Below are 21,067 nucleotides of genomic sequence, written 5' to 3' on the forward strand. Positions count from 1 at the left end.
CGGCTACTCCTCGAAGCGACCCGAGTTGTCCCGGTCGCGCTCATATCGTCTCTTGAGCGGAAATGGGGGCAGCCAGGACTCGCGGCGGATGATCCAGCTTTCGTAGGTCGGCGTCAGCTGGTCGGAGGCATCGAGCGATCCGAGGTTCACTTCGACTTCATCACCGGTGCGCGCGAAAACGGACGAGCCGCAGCGGGGGCAGAAGAACCGCCCGGCATAGTCCCGCGTTTCGCCGTCGATCGTCACGGCATCTTGAGGGAATATGGCGGACGCGTGGAAAAGCGCCCCGTGATGCTTGCGGCAGTCAAGGCAGTGGCAAAGGCCGACGCGGTAGGGGCGCCCTGATGCCACAATTCGGACATTGCCGCACAGGCAACCGCCGGTGAACCGGTCCATGCCGTGTCTCCTTCAGATCGAACGGCTCGTCTGTCTGCAACGAGCGCGGTCAGCCGTCGATGAAGAGCCTTCCATCCGGGACGAGGATACGATTTGCGCGGAATGGCCGCCGCCCTTCACGTCTCGACATTGCTCAGGCTGCGCGAGGGATAGCGCAGCGACACGTCGAACGGGTTGAGGCCGGCGGCCAGCGTGGCCGCCTCCGCCTGCAGGATGTGCACCACGCTCGGCAGGCGCTGCGGCCCGAGCCGCTCGGCGAGCGTGCCGACGCTGAGCGCCGCCACGGGCCGGCCCTGGGCGTCGATGACCGGCACGCCGACGCCCGCCATGCCGGGGATGAGGCCGGTGTTGAGATTGACCCAGCCCTGGCGCCGCGCCTCGGCGAGCGCCGTCCTGAGTCCCGCCTCGTCGAGAAAGCCGCGGTCGAGAAGGCGGGGGACGTTGAAGCGGATCACCTCCTCCTGCTCCGCCTCCGGCAGATGGGCGAGAATGGCGAGGCTGCCCTGGCCGAGGCCGAGCGGCACCCGCCCGCCGATATCGCCGGTGAACGAACGGATGGGGAAGGGGCCCTCCACCCTGTCGAGGCAGACGGCATCATAGCCGTGCCGAACCAGGAGGAAGATCGTGTCGCTCAAGGTGGCGGCGAGGCGCAGCAACACCGGCCGGGCGAGGTCGCGGATGCCGCTGCCCTGCCCGGCCTTCGCCGCCAAGACGAAGAAGTCGAGCGACAGGCGATAGCGCTTGCCGCCCGCCGCCTGCTCGACGAAGCCCTCCGCCATCAGGTCCTGCAGCGCCCGGTGCGCCGTCGGCTGGCTGCAGCGGGCCGCCTCGGCGATGTCCTTCAGCCGCATCCCGTCGGCATCGCTGGTGGCGACGATGCGCAGCAGACCGAGCGCGCGGCGGAGGCTGGAGGTGGTCGGCGCGTCTTCCATCATTCGCATAATGAAAAAAGCAAAGGAAAAGAATGGCAAAAATTTCATATATCAGAATTATGTCAAGATAAATTCATATGAATGAAATTTGGCATTGACCAGGCTCTGCCGCATGCCGCCTCCTTGTGGCAGCGTGACGGTGTGAGGCAGGGCGGGGCATGGGTTTCCTGACGCTCGAAGGAGTGAGCAAGGTCTACGGCGGGCTCGCCGCCGTGCGCGACGTCGATCTGGCGGTGGCCAGGGGCGAATTCGTCTCGCTGCTCGGGCCTTCCGGCTGCGGCAAGACGACGACCCTGCAGATGATCGCCGGGCTGGTGGAGCCGACGGCCGGGCGCATCGGCCTCGACGGGCGCGACATTACCCGCGAGAAGCCGAACCGCCGCGGCCTCGGCGTCGTCTTCCAGAGTTACGCGCTCTTTCCGCACATGACGGTGGCTGAAAACGTCGCCTTCGGCCTCGAGATGCGCAAGGTGCCGCGCGCCGAGCGCGACAGGCGCGTCGCCGAGATGCTCGCGCTCGTCCACCTCGCCAATCTGGCGGAGCGCTATCCGCGCCAGCTCTCCGGCGGCCAGCGCCAGCGCGTCGCCATCGCGCGCGCCCTCGTCATCGCCCCGCCCGTGCTGCTGCTCGACGAGCCCTTGTCCAACCTTGACGCCAAGCTGCGCGAGGAAATGCAGTTCGAGCTGCGGCGCATCCAGCGCAGCGTCGGCACCACCACCATCATGGTGACGCACGACCAGGCCGAGGCCTTGTCCATCAGCGACCGGGTCGTGGTGATGGAAGCCGGGCGCATGACGCAGATCGACGCGCCCTATCGTCTCTACGAGCAGCCGGCGACGGCTTTCATCTCGACCTTCGTCGGCAAGATGAACCGGCTTGCCGGGGTCTGGGGTGACGGCGGCGTGGCGGTCGCCGGCACGGTGCTGGCCAGTGCGCCGGCCGATGTCGCCGCCGGGACGGCGGTGACGGCCTGGATCCGCCCCGAGAAGCTCCACCTGCGCCCTATGGGCGAGGGGCGCCTCGCCGGGCGGGTGGCGAGCCGTTTCTTCCTCGGCGGGCACTGGCTCCTCACGGTCGGGACCGAGGCCGGCGACATTCTGGTCTCGGTACCGAACACGGGCGAGGAGCCGGCGCGCGAGGGCGAGCCGATCGGTCTCGACTGGGAGCCGGCCAGCCTGCGCGTCGAAGCCGGCGCCGGGGCCGCCGCATGAACCGGTCGGTCGCCACGCCCCTGATGCTCGCGTCGCCTGGCGCGGTGCTGTTCGCTGGGCTCGTCATTGTCCCGCTCGTGCTGACGCTGATCCTGTCCTTCCTCGCCTATGACCACGGCACCGGCATCAAGGACAGCTGGACGCTGGCGCATTACATGCACGTGCTGTCCGACAGCTACTATCTCGGCATCTTCTGGCGCACGCTGCGGCTCGCGGCGCTGACGACGCTGATCTGCGCCCTCATCGGCGCACCGGAGGCCTATATCCTCTCGCGCATGCGGAGCCCGTGGCGCTCCGTCTTCCTGCTCGTCATCATCGGGCCATTGCTCGTGTCGGTTGTCGTGCGGGCTTTCGGCTGGAGCATGCTGCTCGGCTCCACCGGCCTCGTGAACGCGGCGCTCGCCGCCGTCGGCCTCGGCCCGGTGCGGCTGCTCTATACCGAGACGGCGATCGTCATCGCCCTCGTCCACGTCATGCTGCCGTTCATGGTCATCCCTGTGTGGACGGCGCTGCAGAAGCTCGACCCCATGGTCGAGGCGGCGGCCTGGACGCTGGGGGCCTCGCGCTTCTCCGCCCTGCGCCGCGTGGTCATGCCGCAGGTGTCCATGGGGCTTCTCTCCGGCAGCCTCATCGTCTTCGGCCTGTCGGCGAGCGCCTTCGCCATCCCGGGCCTGCTCGGCGGACGGCGGCTCAAGATGGCGGCGACGCTCGTCTATGACGAATACATGCACGAGCTCAACTGGCCGCTGGGTGCCGCCATCGCCATCCTCGTGCTCGTTGCCAACCTCGTCATCATGCTCGCCTACAACAGGGCCGTCGAAGCGCGCGCCCGCCGCATGCTCGGGTGAGGCCATGCAGAAGAACGGCCCCGTCGCGCTCCTCTTTCACGCCCTCGTCGTCGCCTTCGTCCTGGCGCCGCTCGTCGTCATCTGCCTCGTGGCGTTCACGCCAGAGAACACGCTGACGATGCCGACCACCGCGTTCTCGCTGCGCTGGTTCCGGGCCGTGTTCGAGCATCCCGATTTCGTCACCGCCTTCGGCAACTCGCTGTGGCTCGCCACGATTGCCGCCAGCATCTCCGTCGCGATCGCGGTGCCGGCGGGCCTCGCCATCGACCGCTACCGCTTTCCCGGACGCGATGCGCTCAACGGGCTTTTTCTCTCGCCGCTCATCATCCCGCACCTCGTGCTCGGCGTCGCCTTCCTGAGGCTCTTCGCCCTCATCGGCGCCACCGGCTCCTTCGCCTGGCTCGTGCTGAGCCACGTCATCATCGTCACGCCCTATGTGCTGCGCCTCGTGCTCGCGGCGCTGTCGGGGCTCGACCGCAGCGCCGAGCAGGCGGCGATGACGCTGGGCGCCTCGCGTTTCACGGTTTTCCGGCGCGTCACCGCGCCGATGATCCTGCCCGGCATCAGCGGCGGCTGGCTCATCGCCTTCATCAACAGCTTCGACGAACTGACGATGTCGATCTTCGTGACCTCGCCCGCCACCGTGACCCTGCCGGTGCGCATGTACATGTACGCCACCGAATCCATCGACCCGATGATGGCCGCGGTCTCGGCGCTGATGATCGCGCTCACCGCCCTCGCCATGCTCGCGCTCGACCGCGTCTTCGGTCTCGACAAGATCCTCGTCGGCGAGAAGTGAGGCGCGGCATGTCCCTCTTTCACCGCATCGCCCGCAGCGACCATGCGCCGGTCCGCTTCCTGCTCGACGGCGTGCCCTGCGAGGGCCGCGAGGGCGACACCCTGCTCACCGCCATCCTGACCCATGTCGACAAGGTGCGCGTCAGCGACTTCTCCGGCGCACCGCGGGCCGGCTTCTGCCAGATAGGCGTCTGCCAGGATTGCTGGGTGACGCTGGCGGACGGAGAGCGCGTGCGCGCCTGCACGACGCCGCTTACGGCCGGCATGTCTGTCGTGACGGGAGCTGCCGCATGAGCCGCCCGCAGCCGCTCGTCGTCGGTGCCGGTCCCGCCGGCGTGCGCGCCGCCGAGACGCTCGTGAAGGCGGGCCTTCGCCCGCTCGTTGTCGACGAGGCGCCTGCCTGTGGCGGCCAGATCTATCGCCGTCCGCTCGTGAAGGACGAACGCGATGCACGCGCGCTCTACGGGTCGGAAGCCGGCAAGGCGCAGCGCCTGCACGGCGCCTTCGCCGCTCTGGCGGGCCGCATCGAACACTGGCCCCGCGCGCTCGTCTGGAACCTGCGCGACGGCCGCGCCGATATCGCCGTCGCCGGCGAGAGCCGTGCGGTCGCCTACGATGGGCTCATCCTCGCCACGGGCGCGAGCGACCGCGTGCTGCCGGTCCCAGGCTGGACTCTGCCCGGAGTCTTCACCCTCGGCGGGGCGCAGGTCGCCCTGAAGGCGCAGGGCTGCGCCATCGGCCAGCGCGTCGTTTTCGCCGGCTCCGGGCCGCTGCTCTATCTCGTCGCCTGGCAGTACATGAAGGCAGGCGTCAAGGTGGTCGCGGTGCTCGATGCCGCGCCGCTCGCGGCCAAGCGCCACCTGCTGCGGGGACTGGCGCTCGCGCCCGATATCGTCCTGCGCGGCATGCGCTTTGCCGCCGAACTGCGACTCAACGGCGTCATGCTGCGCCATGGCATCTGCGATCTCGCCTTCGAGGGGGAGGGCAGGGTGGCCGGCGTGCGCTGGCGTGAGGGGAGGCGTGAACGGCACCTCTTCTGCGATGGCGCCGGCTATGGCCTGTCGCTCCGGTCGGAGACGCAACTCGCCGATCTTGCCGGATGCGCCTTCGCGTTCAACCAGCGCGACCGGGCCTTCCTGCCGCAACGGGACCCGTCCGGCCGCACCAGTGTCCGCGGCGTCTATATCGCCGGCGACGGCGCCGGCATTGCCGGGGCGGATGCGGCGGAGCTCGCCGGCGAGCGGGCGGCGCTCGCGCTCCTCGAGGACCGCGGCCTGCCGCATGCGCCGGAGCGGGCGGCGGACCTGGAACGAAAGCTCGCCCGGATCGGCCGTTTCCGCGACGTGCTGGAGGCTGCCTTCCCCTTTCCCGCCCAATGGGCGGCGCGCGTGAAGGACGAAACCGTCGTCTGCCGCTGCGAGGAGGTGAGCGCCGGCGCCCTGCGCAACGCAGTGCGCGACTTTTCGCTCGACGAGATCAACCGCCTCAAGGCCGTCAGCCGCATCGGCATGGGCCGTTGCCAGGGCCGCTTCTGCGGCGCGGCGGCGGCCGAACTTCTCGCTGTCGAGACAGGACGCGGCGTCGAGGCTGTCGGCCGGCTCAGAAGCCAGCCGCCGGTCAAGCCGGTGCCGCTTACGCTGATGCCGCGGGAGGCCGCGGAATGAGCACGCGCCTTCACGTCGATGTCGCCGTGATCGGCGGCGGGCTCGTCGGCAGTTCGGCGGCTCTGGCCCTCAGCCAGATGGGCATGAGCGTGGCGCTGCTCGACCGGCGTTACTGCGGCGCGCAGGCGAGCGGGGTCAATTACGGCGGCGTGCGGCGGCAGGGCCGGCCGCCCGAGCAGTTGCCGCTGTCCCAGCGTGCCCATGCCGTCTGGCCACGGCTCAAGGCTCTCATCGGCATCGACGGCGAGTTTCTGCGCTCGGGCCATCTCAAGCTCGCGATGAGCGAGGCCGACATGGCGTCGCTCGAAGCCTATGCGGCGAAGGTCGCCGACTGCGGCCTCGATCTTGAACTCCTCGGTCACAACGAGTTGCACCGACGCTTTCCGTGGCTCGGCGACGCAGTCGGCGGCTCCTTCTGCGCGGGGGACGGTCATGCCAATCCGCGCCTCGTGGCGACCGGCTTTGCCGCCGCCGCCCGCCGCGCCGGCGTCCACGTTCTCGAGAACACGCCCGTCACGGGCGTTGCCCGCAATGGCGCGGGCTTTGCGCTGGAGGCGGGGGAGGGGCTGAAGCTCACGGCCGGCACCGTCATCAACAGCGCCGGCGCCTGGGCTGATCGTTTCGCGGCCGAGTTTGGCGAGCCGGTGCCGCTCCGGCGCATCTATCCGTCCATGGTGGTGACGGAGCCGCTCGAGCCGGTGCTCACTGTCAACATTGGCATGGAGGGCGGCGGCATCTACGCCCGGCAGGTCGAGCGCGGCAACTGCATCGTCGGCGGCGAGCGGGCCGAAGCGCTGACGGATGCGGACTTCTCGCGCCCCCGTTCGGATGGGGCGCTCGCCATCATGAGCCGTGCCGCCGCGCTCTTTCCCGGCCTTGCGAAGGCCCAGGCCATCCGCTTCTGGAGCGGCACCGAGGCCGAGATGCCGGACAGGAACCCGGTCATCGGCCCGAGCCTGACGACGCCGGGCCTCATCCACGCCTTCGGCTTCTCCGGTGCCGGCTTCCAGATCGCACCGGGCGTCGGCGAGGTGCTGGCGGAGCTCGTCCGCGACGGCCGGACCACCACGCCGATCGAGGCCTTTTCCATCGCCCGCTTCGTGGCGGGCACAGCGACCGACCGCACCACCCTCGGCTCGGGTGCGGGGAAGGAGCAAGAGCCGCAAAGAAGGGGAGCCTGACAGTGATGACGAACCGCACCATCCTCTTGGCCGGGGCCGCGGCCCTCGCCCTCGGCCACGCCACCGCCGTGTCCGCTGAGACGAAGACGCTCTATGTCGGCATGAACGGCGGCAATTTCGAGCGCACCTACACCCAGGCCGTCTTCCCGGACTTCGAGAAGGCCAACGACGTCAAGATCGTCGTCGTGCCGGGCACCTCGTCCGACATCCTTGCCAAGGCGACGGCGGCCAAGGACAAGCCGCAGATGCACGTCATGTTCCTTGACGACGGCGTCATGGTGCGTGCCGTCGGCGCAGGGCTGTGCGAGAAGCTGAAGCCGAGCCCGGAGCTCGACGAAATCCTGCCCAACGCGCGGCTCAAGGGCGACATGGCGGCGGGCGTCGACCTCGGCATGACGGGCCTCGCCTACAACAAGAAGCTGTTCGACGAGAACGGCTGGGCGGCGCCGACCTCGTGGATGGACCTCGCCGACCCGAAGTTTCAGGGCAAGGTCGTCTTCCAGTCCGCCGCCGCCTCGTCCTTCGGCCTGCACGCGTTCCTCATGTTCAACCGCATCCAGGGCGGCAGCGAGGACAACGTCGAGCCCGGCTTCGAGAAGTTCCGCGACACCATTGGCAAGAACGTCATCGAATTCATCCCCAATTCGTCGAAGATCTCGGAGATGGTGCAGACCGGCGAAGCCGCCATCTTCCCGCTGACGCCGACCTCCGTCGCGACGCTGAAGGACAAGGGCATCCCCGTCGAATACGCCCAGCCGAAGGAAGGCTCGGTGGTACTGATGGTGGCCGAATGCGTCATTGCCGGCAATTCGGAGCCCGAGCTCGCCCAGAAGCTCGCCGCCTATCTCTTGTCGGCCGAGGCCCAGTCGAACGCGCTCGCCGCCGGCAATATCGTGCCATCGAACCCGAAGGCGAAGGCGCGCACGCCAGAGGCGGAGAAGAAGCTCGAGGTCTTCCACGGCTACATGAAGACCGCCGTGACGCTCGACTGGGACGTGATCAACGCCAAGCGGCCGGAGTGGAATAGCCGCTGGAACAAGACGATCGAGCAGTAGGGCACGCTGCCGCCCGCTCCATCGAGGGGTGTTGCTGGTGACATGCCCGCGCTCGTGGCGGGCATGTCGGTCCGTCACGCCGGTCCGCGCCGGTGGCGATGTACAGCGTCGAAAATCGCATAAGGAAGATTATGGAACTTATTAGAACGAGCCGAGGTCTCTGTCGGTGGTATAGCGCTATCTCCCATCCCGGGCGGCCGGCGATCGCGTCGTCTTCATTTTTTCCCTTTGGTTGAAAGTCCATCTCGTTGCACCGCGGTGCCCCAGGGCTAGACTTGGCTTAAAGCTCGGTCATGCGGCAGCGCATGTTTTGGTTGTGATCCTGGAGGTTGTGATGGGCGGTTCCGGCCAGATGGCGAATGGATATTTCGCATGCGGCAAGCTCCGGGTCGCTGCACCGCTTCATGCCTTCATCGCCGAGGAAGCGCTGGTGGGCACGGGCATCGCGCCCGCCGATTTCTGGCAGAGACTGGAATCGATCATCGCAACCTTCGCGCCGCAAAATCGGGCGCTGCTGGCGAAACGGGACGCACTACAGGCGCAGATCGACGCGTGGCACCGCAGCCGCGCCGGTGCCCCACACGAAGCCGCGGCTTATGAGCTGTTCTTGAAGGAAATCGGCTACATCGTTGATGATGAAGGAGATTTCTCCGTAGGAACCACGAGCGCCGATCCGGAGATCGCCGAGCTCGCCGGGCCGCAGCTCGTCGTGCCGGTGATGAACGCGCGCTATGCGCTCAATGCCGCCAATGCCCGCTGGGGCAGCCTCTATGATGCGCTCTACGGCACCGATGGGCTCGACGGCACGAAGCCACCGCCGGGCCCTTACGATCCGGCGCGCGGCGTCAGAGTCATCGCTTTCGGCCGACGGGTGCTCGACCAGCACGTGCCGCTGGCTTCCGGCTCGCATGCTGAAGCCCGGCGCTACGCTGTCGATGGTGCCACGCTCACCGTGCAGCTTGCGGACGGCAGCATCACGGGTCTTGCAGATGCAGCGCAATTCGTCGGCTTTGCCGGGGGGCACGGAGCCCCGGAGGCGCTCGTCTTCACAAAGCACGGCCTTCACCTTGTCGTACATTTCGACCGCGGCCACCCAATAGGCCGCACCGACGCGGCCGGCATCAGCGATATCGAGCTCGAGGCGGCGCTGTCGACCATCATGGACTGCGAGGATTCCGTCGCGGCCGTGGACGCGGAGGACAAGGTCGCCGTTTATCGCAACTGGCTCGGCCTGATGCGCGGTGATCTTGTCGAGACCTTTGTGAAAGGCGGCCGCACCGTGACGCGCCGCCTGGCGGCGGATCGGCTCTACAAGCGCCCGGATGGCGGGGAACTGCGCCTCAAGGGGCGCAGCCTGATGCTCGTGCGCAATGTCGGCCACCTGATGACGACGGATGCGGTGCTGGACGACAACGGCGGCGAGATCCCAGAAGGCATCCTCGACGGCATGGTGACCGCGGCCATCGCCCTGCACGACATCGGCCCGGCTGGCCGGAGGGCGAATTCGGCCAAGGGCCAGATGTACATCGTCAAGCCCAAGATGCATGGGCCCGAGGAGGTTGCCTTCGCCGATGCACTCTTCGCTGCCTTCGAGGATGCCCTGGGCCTTGCGCGCAACACGCTCAAGATGGGTGTGATGGATGAGGAGCGCCGCACGAGCGTCAACCTCAAGGCTGCGATCCGCGCCGCCAGAGATCGCATCTGCTTCATCAACACGGGCTTCCTCGACCGCACGGGTGACGAGATTCACACCTCCATGGAGGCGGGTCCCATGGTCCGCAAGGCGGACATGAAAGCATCCACCTGGATCAAGGCGTATGAGGACGGCAATGTCGATATCGGCCTTGCCGTCGGTCTCGACGGCCACGGCCAGATCGGCAAGGGCATGTGGGCCATGCCCGACCTGATGCACGCCATGCTCGAGCAAAAGCTCAGCCATCCGCTCGCCGGCGCGACCACCGCCTGGGTGCCCTCGCCCACAGCGGCGACCCTGCACGCGCTCCACTATCTGGCGGTCGATGTCGCCGCCCGGCAGGCGGAGATCCGCAAGCGTCCCCAAGCCCGGCGGTCGGATCTCCTCACGCTGCCCCTGGTCGACCGCGTGAACTGGTCGCCGGAAGAAATCGCAGAGGAGGTCGACACGAACGTCCAGAGCCTTCTCGGCTACGTGGTGCGCTGGGTGGATCAGGGGGTCGGTTGCTCCAAGGTACCGGACATTCACGACGTCGGCCTGATGGAGGACCGCGCCACGCTGCGCATCTCGGCGCAGCATCTCGCCAACTGGCTGCGCCACGGCATTGTCTCGCGCGATCACGTAATGGAGGCCTTGAAGCGGCTCGCGGCGGTCGTCGACCGTCAGAATGCGGGCGATCCCGCCTATCGACCGATGGCACCCGATTTCGAGGCTTCGCTGGCCTTCCAGGCGGCTTGCGCTCTCGTCTTCGAGGGAACGCGCCAGCCGAACGGCTATACCGAGCCGCTGCTTCACCGCTTCCGCCGCCTGCGCAAGGAGAAGGACCGGGCCTGAGCGATCCCCTCACCCCGCCTGCCCGGGCTACCGGGCGGGTGCGGCCGGAACCGCATGGTGGTGCGCGGCGTTGCTTCCCATATGACCAGTGAGGTCTTTTGGCACTGCGTCGAAACCGAAGGAGCCAAGCATGGGCGATCCGCGCAAGACCCGCAATGAGCAGGAGCGCGACAAGGCTGAGAAGAAGCAGCATCAGGACGAACTGCTGGACGAGGCGCTGGAGGAATCCTTCCCCGCCAGCGATCCGCCATCACAGACCCAGCCTACACCAAGGCATAAGAAAGATAGCAAGAGCAGCTAGTTATAGACTGTTCTTAATCATAAGTCGTAATCGTCATGCCGTCATAGGCCGGCTCGACATGGGCTGGAACCTGCCGGCGCAGGGTGGCGTAGTCGAGATCGGTGTGCAGATTGGTGAGCACGGCGCGCCGCGGCCCCAACTCGTCGATCAGCGCCAGCGCTTCTGCGAGGCTGAAATGGCTCGGGTGCGGCGTGTAGCGCAGCGCGTCGATGATCAGCACGTCGAGGCCGCGCAGCAGCGCCTTCGCCTCCTCCGGCATGGCGCTGACGTCGCTCGCATAGGCGAGCCCGCCGAAGCGGAAGCCGAGCGCGTCGATATTCCCGTGTACCATGCGAAAGGGCAAGGCAGCGAGCGTGCCGCCCGGCCCGTCGATGTGCACCTCGCGCCCGCTTGTGAGGCGATGCTCGACGAGGATGGGCGGATAGTCGCTGCCGGGCGGCGTGATGAAGCAATAGCCGAACCGGGTGCGCACCTGCGCGCTGGTGCGCTCGTCGAGATAGACGTCGATGCAGCGGCGCATCGTCAGGACGAGCGGCCGCAGGTCGTCGATGCCGTGGGTATGGTCGGCGTGCTCGTGCGTGAAGAGGACGGCATCGAGGTGGCGCACGTCGCTGTCGAGCAGTTGCTCGCGCAGGTCGGGTGAGGTGTCGACGAGCACCGTCGTCGCCGCGTCCCTCGCTTCGCGCCGCTTCTCGACCAGAATCGAGCAGCGGCGGCGCCTGTTGCGCGGCTCGGCAGGGTCGCAGGCTCCCCATCCCATGCCGACGCGTGGCACCCCGCCGGATGATCCGCAACCGAGAATGGTCACGGTCAGCGTCATGCGGCGCTTTCCCCGGCCCCCTGGCCGAGATCGGCTTTGGTGAAGAGGCGCCGGAAGTTGTCGGTGGTGATCGCGGCCATCTCGGCCGCCGTCACGCCGTGCACCTCGGCCAGCACTTTGGCCGTATGCACAACGAAGGCGGGCTCGTTGCGCTTGCCGCGATTGGGAACGGGGGCGAGATAGGGCGCATCCGTCTCGACGAGCAGCCGCTCGCGCGGCACGCGCGCCGCGATGTCGCGCAGCTCCTGCGAGCCCTTGAAGGTCAGGATGCCGGAGAAGGAGACATGGAGCCCGAGCTCGACGCCGACGCGGGCAAGCTCCGGCCCGGACGAGAAGCAGTGCAGGATGGCCTGGAATGCGCCCTTCCCCATCTCGTCACGGAGAATGGCGATCATGTCCTCGTCGGCGGCACGCGCATGGATGACGAGCGGCAGGCCCGTCTCCCGCGCCGCAGCGATATGGGTGCGGAACACCGCCTGCTGCACGTCCCGAGGGCTGCGATCGTAGTGGTAGTCGAGCCCCGCCTCGCCGATGGCGATGCAGCGCGGGTGGCGCGACAACGCAACGAGCTCGGCCGCCGTGACGTCAGGCTCCTCGCCAGCATTGTGCGGATGGGTCCCGACCGTGCAGGAGACGCCCGCAAAACGCTCGGCAAGGGCCGCGTAGGCGGGAAACTGCCCGACGCGCGTCGAGATGGTGACGAGATGGCCGACACCGGCCGCACGCGCCCGCGCCACCACGGCATCGAGCTCGCTGGCGAAATCCGGGAAGTCGAGGTGGCAGTGACTGTCGACCAGCATCAGGCCTTCGCCTCCTGCGGCTCCTCCTCCACGAAACGCGGGAAGATGGGCGCGGGGGCCGGCAGCACGCTGCCCGCGACAAGGCGACCGGCGGGGCCGAGCGCGTCGAACCGACGCCGATCTTCGTCGACGGCGAGAAGGTCGAGCAGGCGCGCGGCGGCGGTCGGCGTGACGGGCTGCGCGAGGATGGCGACGTTGCGCAGCACCTCCGCCGTCACGTAGAGCACGGTCGCCATGCGGGTGGGATCGCTCTTGCGCAGCGCCCAGGGTTCCTGGCCGGCGAAATAGCGATTCGCCTCGCTCACCACCGCCCAGACGTCGGCGAGAACGGTATGCAGGGCATAATTCTGCATTGCCGCCCGCGCCTTGGCGAGGAGCCCGTCGGCTGCGCCGAGCAGCGCCTCGTCCGCGGCGGTGAAGGCGCCGGGTTCGGGCACCCTGCCGGCGCAGTTCTTGGCGATCATCGACAGGGAACGCTGGGCGAGATTGCCGAGGTCGTTGGCGAGATCCGCGTTGATGCGGTTGACGATGGCCTCATGGCTGTAGTTGCCGTCCTGGCCGAACGGCACCTCGCGCAGGAAGAAGTAGCGCAGCTGGTCCACGCCATAGGTGCCGGCAAGCGCGAAGGGGTCGATGACATTGCCGACCGACTTCGACATCTTCTCGCCGCGGTTGAACAGGAAGCCGTGGCCGAAGACGCGCTTCGGCACAGGCAGCCCGGCCGACATGAGGAAGGCAGGCCAGTAGACAGCGTGGAAGCGCACGATATCCTTGCCGATGATGTGCACGTCCGCCGGCCAGTAGCGCCAGCGCGGCGAGCCCTCGGTGTCGGGATAGCCGAGCCCGGTGATGTAGTTGGTGAGCGCGTCGACCCACACATACATGACGTGGCCGGGCGCGTCCGGCACCGGCACGCCCCAGGTCAGTGTGGTGCGCGAGATCGAGAGGTCCTGCAGCCCGCCCCTGACGAAGCTCATCACCTCGTTTCGCCGGCCTTCCGGGCCGATGAAGTCGGGATTGCTCTCGTAGAGCGCGAGGAGCCGGTCCTGATAGGCCGAGAGGCGGAAGAAGTAGGTCTTCTCCTCCGTCCATTCCACCGGCGTGCCTTGCGGGCCGAGGCGCACGCCGTCGGCGTTCAGCGTGGTCTCGCTCTCGTCGTAGAAGGCCTCGTCGCGGACCGAGTACCAGCCCGCGTAGGTGTCGAGATAGATGTCGCCGGCATCCGCCATGCGCTTCCACAGTGCCTGCGAGGCCACGTAATGGGCAGGTTCCGTCGTGCGGATGAAACGGTCGCGCGCGACGGCGAGCGTATCGCACATCTTCTCGAAGAGCGCTGTGTTGCGGTCGGACAGTTCGCGCGGGCCGATGCCTTCCTTCGCCGCCGTCTGCGTCATCTTGAGGCCGTGCTCATCGACGCCGGTCATGAAGAAGACGTCGTAGCCATCGAGCCGCTTGAAGCGGGCGATGGCGTCGGCCGCCACCGCCTCGTAGGCGTGGCCGATGTGCGGCGCGCCATTCGGATAGGAGATGGCGGTCGTGATGTAGAAGGTCTCGGGATGGCCCATGCCCAATCGTGTCCGAATGTCGCTGGCTCAGGCGGCTTCGCCGTGACGGAGGGCGCCTGCCAGGTCGCTGAATATCGACAGAACCAGGGGGCGGCGGTCGAGATGGAACACCTGCGCTTCACGCGCCGCACCGCGGCTCTTCTCCCACACCTCGACCAAGGGCGCAAGGCGAGCTGCACCTTCCCCCGCCCGGGCATGAATGGTCTGCGTGACGAACATGTCGATGGTCGCCATGAGGGCCGCAAACGCCTCCTCGCCGTCCCTGCCTGCGCAGGTCTCGGCAAGACCGAGCACCTCGCCCATATCGAACGCCGGCAGGCGGGCGAGCATGGTCCGCACCCGCTCGATGACGGCGATGCGCTCCTCGTCGAGGAGGTCGAGCGCGCCTTGCACCGAGCCCTGTGCCAGGGCGGCCGCGCGCGCCCTGAGGCCGGGCTCGATCGCATCCCAGGGCGCCCCGAGTCCCTCGACCACCCGCTCGATCTCGTCCGGCAGCAGCTCTCCGAGCGCCAGCTTGCGGCAGCGCGAGCGGATCGTGGCCATGACGCGGCCGGGGTTGTGCGTGACGATGAGGAAGATCGAGCGCGGCGGCGGCTCCTCCACGACCTTGAGCAGCGCGTTGGCGCTGGCGATATTGAGGTCCTCGGCGCTGTCGACGATGCAGATGCGATAGCCCCCCGCCCCCGCGGTGGAGCCGAAGACGGCAAGGGCGCGGCGCACGGACTCGATAGCGATGACGCTGGACGGGCCTTTCTTGTCGGTGCCCGGCGTCCGCCGCAGGACGACGAGGTCGGGATGCGACAGGGCCGCGACCTTGCGCGCCACCGGATGGTCCGGCGCGACGGCGAGGTCCCGCACCGCAGGCGCCACGGCGGGATCGGGATTGGCGAGCAGGAAACGCGCCGCCCTGTAGGCGAAGGTTGCCTTGCCGATGCCGCGCGGCCCGCCGATGAGCCAGGCATGGTGCAGGCGGCCGGCCCGCCAGGCGTCGAGAAAAGCGCGCTCGGCCTCGCCATGGCCAACGAGATCGAAATGCTTGCGCGGGTGCGGCGTGAGGCCGTAGCGGTCCGGCTCGGCGCCTTCTTGCTGCGTGGACACCGGTTCACGCGCCATCATCCGCCTCCCCGACCGGGGCCCCGAGAAGCCGGGCTTCCACATGTGACCAGATGTCGGCCGCGACGGCGTCGGCCTCGCGGCTCGCGTCGATGACGACGCAGCGCGCCGGCTCCTCCTGCGCTATCGTGAGGAAGGCGGCGCGAAGCGCTTGATGAAAGCCAATGTCCTCCGCCTCGAAGCGGTCTGTGGCCTCGCTGAGCGCCTGCCGGCGCGCATCGGCCCGTGCGAGGCCTAATTCAGGGGGTAGATCGAGAATGAACGTCAGGTCCGGCCGCGTGGGACCGACAACGACCTCCTCGAGGCGGGCGAGGAAGGTCGGATCGAGATCGCCCAGCGCGCCCTGATAGGCGCGGGTCGAATCGCAGAAGCGGTCGCACAGCACCCATTGCCCGCGCGCCAGTGCCGGGCGGATGGTCGTCTCAAGGTGGTCGTTGCGGGCGGCCGAGAAAAGGATGGCTTCCGCCGCCGGTCCGAGCGCCTTGGCCTTGCCGGCGAGCAGGAAGTCGCGAATGCGCTCGGCCCGCGGCGCGCCGCCCGGCTCCCGTGTCGCGATGGCGTCGATGCCGTGTTGCGACAGGCGGCCGCGCAGGCGCTCCACCTGGGTGGACTTGCCTGCCCCCTCGCCGCCTTCGAAGGTGATGAACCGGCCCCGCGACCGCGTTTCTCCCGGCAAGACGGCCTCTTACAATAGCTTGCTCAGCGCATCGCGAATGGCGCCGGTGCTGAGTTCAAACAGCGCGTCGAAGGCGCGCTGCGACAGGCTGCCCGACTCTACCGCCTCGCCTGTGTATAGCGGGACGACGAGCGCGTCGACATCATCGCGCGTGACGCGCAGGTGGCCGACCTCCATCCCCGCGGCGACCGGCGCCCGCAACGGACCGCGATAGACGACCTTCACGTCGAGGCGGTCGCTTGTGCCGCGCGGCACCAGCACGCGCACCGCTTCTCGGGCGAGGAGCGGGACGCGGCCCTTCGCGCCCCCGTAGACCTGGGCCTCGTCGATCACCTCGCCGGACCTGAAGAGCTCGCGGGTCTCGAAATTGTTGAAGCCCCAGTCGATCAGTTTGCGCCCCTCGTTGGCCCGCTCGCGCGCGTTGGGCAGGCCGTTGAGCACGACGACCAGCCGCTGGCCGTCGCGCACCGCCGAACCGACCAGTCCGTAACCGGATTCCGCGAGATTGCCTGTCTTCAGCCCGTCCGCACCGATATCCATGGCGAGCAGCGGATTGCGGTTCTGCTGACGGATCTTGTTCCAGGTGAATTCCCGCTCGCCGAATATGGCGTAAAGATCGGGGAAATTCTCGACGAGGTAGAGCGAGAGTTGAGCAAGATCGCGCGCCGTCGTCCGCTGCTCGGGGTCGGCATAGCCGGTCGCGTTGCGAAACGTGCTGTTTCGCAGCCCGATCGCCCTCGCCCGCTCGTTCATGAGGCGGGCAAAGTTCTCCTCGGTGCCGGCGATGCCCTCTGCCAGCGCAATGGCCGCGTCGTTGCCGGACTGGACAATGAGCCCGCGCAGCAGATCGGCGACCGAGACGCGGCTGTTGACGATGGCGAACATGGTCGAGCCGCCCGACGGCGCACCTCCGCGTCGCCAGGCGTTCTCGGACACGATGAATGTGTCCTCGAGCGACAGCCGGCCGGCTTTGATCTCCTCGAAGACCACCGCTGCGGTCATGATCTTGACGAGGCTGGCCGGGACCATCGGTGCATCCGGCGCCTTGGCGAACAGGATGCCGCGCGTGCGCGCATCCATCAGGATGGCGAAATCGGCTGCGGTCTGGAAAGTCTGCGCCGTGGCTGCTCCCGCTGCGACGGCGAGCCACGCAAAGGCCGCGAGGCCGGCAAACAGACGCCGGCAAATGCACCGGCCGCGACCCGATACGGACAACGAAACCGACATCGCTCCCCCATATGGAGGGGGAATGTGCGATGCCGGCGCCGCAAAATCAACGGATGCGGCGAAGCTGCCCTCAGTTGGCCGCCGTTCCCTTGCGGAACGACACGAAGCGCTGCTCCTTGACGAGCGCGAACGGGGTCTCCGCCGCGAAGCGGGCGTTGGCGTTCTGCGGCGCCGCGTAGAAGAGGCTGGCGACGACGGGCTTGCCGGCGGGCGGCACGGCCACCGCCACCGGCACGCCGGCGTTGGGGATGGTGTTGAGGTCGATGAGGTCGTCGATGGTGGCGACCTCCGCCCGCTGGAGGTGAACCGCCGGCGCAGGCGGCGCGGAAGCCACCGCAACGCCTTGCTGACCGAAATCGGGCCGTGGCACGGGCATCGGAATGGCGCGGCTTGCGGCGGTGGCGACCGGCGCTGGCGCGGCCGCAGCAGGCGCATAAGCCATGCTCGGCGCGGCAACCGGGGGCGCCGGCTGGGCCGGTTCGGCCGAGGCGACCATGACAGGAGTCGCCACAGGCGCCGTCGGGGCACCGCCGACGGCCGGCCGGCCATCGATCTGCAGGGTGGCGAGCAGTTTGCGGTCGTCGCTGCCGCGCAGCGAGGCCCGACCCACGTATTCGACCTTCACCTGAGCCGTGCCCGCACGCCGGAAGTCGAGCGCATCGGCGACGCTGCGCGAGACGTCGATGATGCGGCCGCCGTGGAACGGGCCGCGATCGTTGACGCGCACCACCATCGATCGGTTGTTTGCAAGGTTGGTGACGCGCACGTAGCTCGGCAGAGGCAGCGTGGGATGGGCGGCGGCGATCGAGTGTTTGTCGAACACCTCGCCATTCGCTGTCAGACGACCGTGGAAGTCGGCGCCGTACCAGGAGGCCGTGCCGGTGGCCGTGTATTTCTCGTTAAGCTTCGGGACATAGGTCTTGCCGGCCACCTGGTAGGGCTTGCCGGTGTGATCACGTCCACCGCCCTTGGGGACCGGCTTGCCGTCGGCGACGACACGCGGACTGGGGGCGACGCCGTATTTCGGGTCGATCTTGGCAGAGTTCACCTTCTGCGTCGCGCTGCTGCAGTTGGCGAGGCCGAGCGCCAAGACCACGATGCCAGCGCTCTGCAGCGCGAAGCGGAGGGGCGACCGCCCCGTGTCGAAGCTTTCGGATCTGGAAAATGCCGATGAGATGGACGGGGAAACGTTCGCTTTGGTGGCGCCAAGCTCAGTTGTCGCACGATCCATCTGCTGCATCGGCTCGTTCCGTTCTTGCCTGTCGGTGGCCGCACGCTGCCGTCGGAAGGGCGCGACCGATGCGCCGGACCTTGGACTTGAACACCACCGAAGTGTCGCTGTAATCCGATGAATGGAGCGTTAAGGCCTCACATCCGACAAAGCAAGCTTGCAATGCGACGTGCAACCCACATTCCGAAGGCGAAACGAGCCTTCGGAATGCGACGAAATTGCGGCGCCTCTGCCCCATTGTCGTCGTGTCGTGCGTTGCAGGGTGTCGTGCCGGCCGCGTCGTTCAGCAGTAAAGCTGTCGTGTAGCGACTGTCTGATCGACTATAGCCTCGTCATCCGTCTTGGGCATCGGCGAACCGGGAGACCTCATGAAGACCATCGTGACCATCGCCGAACTCGAGGCCATCTATGGACAGCCCGGCGAGACGTCGACCGTCAAAGTGACCGATTATGTCACGCCCCATTATGCCGCCTTCATCGAGGCATCGCCCTTTGTCGCCCTTGCGACGGTCGGTCCGGAGGGGCTCGATTGTTCGCCGCGCGGCGACGGCCGCGGCTTCGTGCGCCTCCACGATCCGCGCACCCTCATGCTGCCGGACCGGCACGGCAACAACCGCATCGATTCCCTGCGCAACATCGTGCGCGACCCGCGCGTGGCCCTGCTCTTCCTCATTCCCGGTGCCGGCAACACGCTGCGCGTCAATGGCCATGCCCGGCTGACAGTGGACGAAACTCTGCGCGCTTCCTTCGCCGTCGAAGGAAAGCAGCCGCGGACGGTCGTCGTCATCGAGGTGCGCGAGGTCTATTTCCAGTGCGCCCGCGCCATCATCCGCGCCGGCCTGTGGGATCCGTCCAGGCACGTGGCGCCGGACGCGCTGCCAACGCCGGGCGCCATCCTCGCCGCCCTGTCGCAGGACCGTGTCGGCGGTGATGAATACGACAAGGCCTGGCCGGAGCGGGCCAGACAATCGATGTGGTGAGAAGGCTCAGACCGCGGTGCCGTGCAGGTCGTAGGCGTCCGAGCGCTCGACCTTCACGGTGACGATGTCGCCGATGCGCAGCGGACGGCGCGAGGCGACGTAGACATTGCCGTCGATCTCCGGCGCATCCCACTTGGAGCGCCCCTTGGCGACCGTTGGTCCCGCCTCGTCGATGATGACGGGAATGCGCCGGCCGATGCGGCCCTTCAGGCGCTGGGCGCTGACTTTGGCCTGGGCCTGCATGAAGCGGTGCCAACGCTCTTCCTTGACCTCGTCCGGCACCGGCGCGGCGATCTCGTTGGCGGGCGCCCCCGTCACCGGCTCGTAGCGGAAGCAGCCGACCCGGTCGAGCTTGGCCTCCTGCAGCCATTCGAGCAGGAAGTCGAAATCCTCGTCCGTCTCGCCCGGGAAGCCGACGATGAAGGTCGAGCGGATGGCAAGGTCCGGGCACTCCTCGCGCCAGCGGCGGATACGGTCGAGCGTCTTCTCCTGATGTGCCGGACGGCGCATGTTTCGCAGCACCGCCGGGGCGGCGTGCTGGAAAGGAATGTCGAGGTAGGGGAGCACTTTGCCTTCCGCCATGAGGCCGACGACCTCGTCGACATGCGGATAGGGATAGACATAGTGCAGTCGCACCCAGACGCCGAGTTCGCCGAGGGCCGCCGAAAGGTCGAGGAAACGCGCCCTCACCTCTCTGCCGCCATGGGTGCTCGGCGCATATTTGAGATCGAGGCCATAGGCGCTCGTGTCCTGCGAAATGACGAGCAGTTCCTTCACGCCGGCCTTCACCAGGCGCTCGGCTTCCCGCAGCACATCCGCGGCCGGACGGCTGACGAGGTCGCCGCGCAGCTTCGGGATGATGCAGAAGGTGCAGCGGTTGTTGCAGCCTTCGGAGATCTTCAGATAGGCATAGTGGCGCGGCGTGAACTTGATGCCCTGCTCGGGGACGAGATCGATGAACGGATCATGCGCCGGCGGCACAGCCTCGTGCACCGCATCGACCACGGTCTCATATTGCTGCGGCCCGGTGATGGCGAGGACATCGGGGAACTGATCGCGGATCTGGCCCGGCTCGGCGCCCATGCAGCCCGTGACGATGACCTTGCCGTTCTTGGCCATGGCCTCGCCGATGGCGCCGAGCGATTCCGCTTTGGCCGAATCGAGGAAACCGCAGGTGTTGACGATGACGACATCCGCGCCCTCGTGCGTCTTCGTCAGTTCATAGCCCTCGGCCCTGAGGCGCGTGACGATGCGCTCGGAATCGACGAGCGCCTTCGGGCAGCCGAGGGAAACGAAACTGATCTTGGGAGCGTGCTCGCCCATGCCTGTCGCCACCGCTTGAGCGCCGGCATCGCGACGAGAGCCGCGGACGACGCATCATGTCCTTGATAATGATCGTATTCTCGGATCGTGGGCCGGGCCTTCGCCACCCTGAAACGGCTCCAGCCAAAATCCGGGGCCTCGATTGGCACGGAAAGGGCGCCGACGCAACGGTCTTGATGCCGCAAGGTTTCACAAGAGAAGCCCGGCAGTACCTGACTGCCGGGCTCAAGGCTTCGGGAGGAGCCTGCCAAGACCGCGTGGAAGAAGACTACATCGGCCCGTTGCCGAAGCAGCCAGCCAGACGAAGGCTTCATCACATGCAATATTCATAACAGATTCGCGCCGCTCTTGCCTCACGAAAATACCGCATCCGAAAGACAGCTTCCTCGCAACGCCCGCGTGCACTGCGCGGTGCCTCA

Annotated in this window: 20 protein-coding genes; 10 read left to right on the plus strand and 10 right to left on the minus strand. The window is 67.6% G+C overall.

All coding sequences use genetic code 11. The annotated features are described in order from the left end of the window. Positions 1 to 3 precede the first annotated feature (3 nt). Both ASC46_RS04885 and ASC46_RS04890 read right to left on the minus strand, forming a co-directional pair. Positions 4 to 396: a GFA family protein gene (locus tag ASC46_RS04885; protein WP_055458176.1), complete on the minus strand. Its 393-nt coding sequence runs from the start codon at positions 394 to 396 to the stop codon at positions 4 to 6. 116 nt (positions 397 to 512) lie between these two features. After that, the gene (locus ASC46_RS04890) at positions 513 to 1,331 is read right to left on the minus strand and encodes an IclR family transcriptional regulator (protein ID WP_055458476.1); all 819 of its coding nucleotides are present in this window, start codon (positions 1,329 to 1,331) and stop codon (positions 513 to 515) included. Positions 1,332 to 1,486: 155 nt separating this feature from the next. On the opposite strand from ASC46_RS04890, the gene ASC46_RS04895 reads away from it, so the two are divergent. From ASC46_RS04895 to ASC46_RS21490, 9 genes are all read left to right on the plus strand, one after another. Continuing rightward, positions 1,487 to 2,539: an ABC transporter ATP-binding protein gene (locus ASC46_RS04895; RefSeq protein ID WP_055458177.1), complete on the plus strand. Its 1,053-nt coding sequence runs from the start codon at positions 1,487 to 1,489 to the stop codon at positions 2,537 to 2,539. Next, positions 2,536 to 3,387, plus strand: coding sequence for an ABC transporter permease (locus ASC46_RS04900; RefSeq protein WP_055458178.1), 852 nt, complete (start codon positions 2,536 to 2,538; stop codon positions 3,385 to 3,387). Before ASC46_RS04895 ends, ASC46_RS04900 begins: the two co-directional genes overlap by 4 nt. A gap of 4 nt (positions 3,388 to 3,391) precedes the next feature. Further along, positions 3,392 to 4,186, plus strand: a complete 795-nt coding sequence (locus tag ASC46_RS04905; RefSeq protein ID WP_055458179.1) for an ABC transporter permease — start codon at positions 3,392 to 3,394, stop codon at positions 4,184 to 4,186. A gap of 8 nt (positions 4,187 to 4,194) precedes the next feature. Continuing rightward, positions 4,195 to 4,479 (plus strand): (2Fe-2S)-binding protein, encoded by a 285-nt coding sequence (locus tag ASC46_RS04910; RefSeq protein ID WP_055458180.1) that lies wholly within the window; start codon positions 4,195 to 4,197, stop codon positions 4,477 to 4,479. Beyond that, positions 4,476 to 5,849, plus strand: coding sequence for an FAD/NAD(P)-dependent oxidoreductase (locus tag ASC46_RS04915; protein ID WP_055458181.1), 1,374 nt, complete (start codon positions 4,476 to 4,478; stop codon positions 5,847 to 5,849). Before ASC46_RS04910 ends, ASC46_RS04915 begins: the two co-directional genes overlap by 4 nt. Then, entirely contained in the window at positions 5,846 to 7,030 is a 1,185-nt protein-coding gene (locus ASC46_RS04920; protein WP_055458182.1) for an NAD(P)/FAD-dependent oxidoreductase, read from the plus strand. Before ASC46_RS04915 ends, ASC46_RS04920 begins: the two co-directional genes overlap by 4 nt. Positions 7,031 to 7,035: 5 nt before the next feature. Then, positions 7,036 to 8,085: an ABC transporter substrate-binding protein gene (locus ASC46_RS04925; protein ID WP_055458183.1), complete on the plus strand. Its 1,050-nt coding sequence runs from the start codon at positions 7,036 to 7,038 to the stop codon at positions 8,083 to 8,085. 334 nt (positions 8,086 to 8,419) lie between these two features. After that, on the plus strand, positions 8,420 to 10,612 hold the full coding sequence (locus ASC46_RS04930) for a malate synthase G (RefSeq protein ID WP_082464701.1): 2,193 nt from the start codon (positions 8,420 to 8,422) through the stop codon (positions 10,610 to 10,612). A gap of 130 nt (positions 10,613 to 10,742) precedes the next feature. Continuing rightward, positions 10,743 to 10,913 (plus strand): hypothetical protein, encoded by a 171-nt coding sequence (locus ASC46_RS21490; protein WP_169790085.1) that lies wholly within the window; start codon positions 10,743 to 10,745, stop codon positions 10,911 to 10,913. A gap of 13 nt (positions 10,914 to 10,926) precedes the next feature. Here ASC46_RS21490 and ASC46_RS04935 read toward each other — a convergent pair whose 3' ends face one another. The 7 genes from ASC46_RS04935 to ASC46_RS04965 form a co-directional block, all read right to left on the minus strand. Beyond that, positions 10,927 to 11,733, minus strand: a complete 807-nt coding sequence (locus ASC46_RS04935) for an MBL fold metallo-hydrolase (RefSeq protein ID WP_055458184.1) — start codon at positions 11,731 to 11,733, stop codon at positions 10,927 to 10,929. Beyond that, complete coding sequence (locus ASC46_RS04940) at positions 11,730 to 12,533, minus strand: TatD family hydrolase (protein WP_055458185.1); 804 nt, start codon at positions 12,531 to 12,533, stop codon at positions 11,730 to 11,732. The genes ASC46_RS04935 and ASC46_RS04940 overlap by 4 nt, the downstream gene beginning before the upstream one ends. Next, positions 12,533 to 14,098 carry a methionine--tRNA ligase gene (gene metG, locus ASC46_RS04945; protein WP_055458186.1) on the minus strand — a complete coding sequence of 522 codons (1,566 nt, stop codon included), beginning with the start codon at positions 14,096 to 14,098 and terminating at the stop codon, positions 12,533 to 12,535. The genes ASC46_RS04940 and metG overlap by 1 nt, the downstream gene beginning before the upstream one ends. 27 nt (positions 14,099 to 14,125) lie before the next feature. After that, entirely contained in the window at positions 14,126 to 15,211 is a 1,086-nt protein-coding gene (locus ASC46_RS04950; RefSeq protein ID WP_082464702.1) for a DNA polymerase III subunit delta', read from the minus strand. Beyond that, positions 15,201 to 15,887: a dTMP kinase gene (tmk, locus tag ASC46_RS04955; RefSeq protein WP_055458187.1), complete on the minus strand. Its 687-nt coding sequence runs from the start codon at positions 15,885 to 15,887 to the stop codon at positions 15,201 to 15,203. Before tmk ends, ASC46_RS04950 begins: the two co-directional genes overlap by 11 nt. Before the next feature lie 9 nt (positions 15,888 to 15,896). Further along, positions 15,897 to 17,114 carry a D-alanyl-D-alanine carboxypeptidase family protein gene (locus ASC46_RS04960; protein WP_055458188.1) on the minus strand — a complete coding sequence of 406 codons (1,218 nt, stop codon included), beginning with the start codon at positions 17,112 to 17,114 and terminating at the stop codon, positions 15,897 to 15,899. 70 nt (positions 17,115 to 17,184) lie between these two features. Next, complete coding sequence (locus ASC46_RS04965) at positions 17,185 to 18,210, minus strand: septal ring lytic transglycosylase RlpA family protein (protein ID WP_342585596.1); 1,026 nt, start codon at positions 18,208 to 18,210, stop codon at positions 17,185 to 17,187. Positions 18,211 to 18,713: 503 nt separating this feature from the next. Between ASC46_RS04965 and ASC46_RS04970 the strand changes: the two genes are divergently transcribed. After that, complete coding sequence (locus tag ASC46_RS04970; protein ID WP_055458190.1) at positions 18,714 to 19,325, plus strand: pyridoxamine 5'-phosphate oxidase family protein; 612 nt, start codon at positions 18,714 to 18,716, stop codon at positions 19,323 to 19,325. Positions 19,326 to 19,331: 6 nt separating this feature from the next. Here the strand turns inward: ASC46_RS04970 and rimO are convergent, their stop codons facing one another. Beyond that, positions 19,332 to 20,648: a 30S ribosomal protein S12 methylthiotransferase RimO gene (gene rimO, locus ASC46_RS04975; protein ID WP_055458191.1), complete on the minus strand. Its 1,317-nt coding sequence runs from the start codon at positions 20,646 to 20,648 to the stop codon at positions 19,332 to 19,334. Positions 20,649 to 21,067 lie beyond the last annotated feature (419 nt).

This window comes from Chelatococcus sambhunathii, assembly GCF_001418005.1.
In the GTDB taxonomy this organism is placed as follows: domain Bacteria; phylum Pseudomonadota; class Alphaproteobacteria; order Rhizobiales; family Beijerinckiaceae; genus Chelatococcus_A; species Chelatococcus_A sambhunathii.

What these genes read in the sequence shown, in the direction of transcription:
- ASC46_RS04960 (WP_055458188.1), bottom strand. Translation starts at nt 17,114, where the DNA reads ATGTCGGTTTCGTTGTCCGTATCGGGTCGCGGCCGGTGCATTTGCCGG.
- ASC46_RS04915 (WP_055458181.1), top strand. Translation starts at nt 4,476, where the DNA reads ATGAGCCGCCCGCAGCCGCTCGTCGTCGGTGCCGGTCCCGCCGGCGTG.
- ASC46_RS21490 (WP_169790085.1), top strand. Translation starts at nt 10,743, where the DNA reads ATGGGCGATCCGCGCAAGACCCGCAATGAGCAGGAGCGCGACAAGGCT.
- metG (WP_055458186.1), bottom strand. Translation starts at nt 14,098, where the DNA reads ATGGGCCATCCCGAGACCTTCTACATCACGACCGCCATCTCCTATCCG.
- ASC46_RS04950 (WP_082464702.1), bottom strand. Translation starts at nt 15,211, where the DNA reads ATGGCGCGTGAACCGGTGTCCACGCAGCAAGAAGGCGCCGAGCCGGAC.
- ASC46_RS04970 (WP_055458190.1), top strand. Translation starts at nt 18,714, where the DNA reads ATGAAGACCATCGTGACCATCGCCGAACTCGAGGCCATCTATGGACAG.
- rimO (WP_055458191.1), bottom strand. Translation starts at nt 20,648, where the DNA reads ATGGGCGAGCACGCTCCCAAGATCAGTTTCGTTTCCCTCGGCTGCCCG.
- ASC46_RS04935 (WP_055458184.1), bottom strand. Translation starts at nt 11,733, where the DNA reads ATGACGCTGACCGTGACCATTCTCGGTTGCGGATCATCCGGCGGGGTG.
- ASC46_RS04920 (WP_055458182.1), top strand. Translation starts at nt 5,846, where the DNA reads ATGAGCACGCGCCTTCACGTCGATGTCGCCGTGATCGGCGGCGGGCTC.
- ASC46_RS04885 (WP_055458176.1), bottom strand. Translation starts at nt 396, where the DNA reads ATGGACCGGTTCACCGGCGGTTGCCTGTGCGGCAATGTCCGAATTGTG.
- ASC46_RS04895 (WP_055458177.1), top strand. Translation starts at nt 1,487, where the DNA reads ATGGGTTTCCTGACGCTCGAAGGAGTGAGCAAGGTCTACGGCGGGCTC.
- ASC46_RS04910 (WP_055458180.1), top strand. Translation starts at nt 4,195, where the DNA reads ATGTCCCTCTTTCACCGCATCGCCCGCAGCGACCATGCGCCGGTCCGC.
- ASC46_RS04900 (WP_055458178.1), top strand. Translation starts at nt 2,536, where the DNA reads ATGAACCGGTCGGTCGCCACGCCCCTGATGCTCGCGTCGCCTGGCGCG.
- ASC46_RS04930 (WP_082464701.1), top strand. Translation starts at nt 8,420, where the DNA reads ATGGGCGGTTCCGGCCAGATGGCGAATGGATATTTCGCATGCGGCAAG.
- ASC46_RS04890 (WP_055458476.1), bottom strand. Translation starts at nt 1,331, where the DNA reads ATGATGGAAGACGCGCCGACCACCTCCAGCCTCCGCCGCGCGCTCGGT.
- ASC46_RS04905 (WP_055458179.1), top strand. Translation starts at nt 3,392, where the DNA reads ATGCAGAAGAACGGCCCCGTCGCGCTCCTCTTTCACGCCCTCGTCGTC.
- ASC46_RS04940 (WP_055458185.1), bottom strand. Translation starts at nt 12,533, where the DNA reads ATGCTGGTCGACAGTCACTGCCACCTCGACTTCCCGGATTTCGCCAGC.
- ASC46_RS04925 (WP_055458183.1), top strand. Translation starts at nt 7,036, where the DNA reads ATGACGAACCGCACCATCCTCTTGGCCGGGGCCGCGGCCCTCGCCCTC.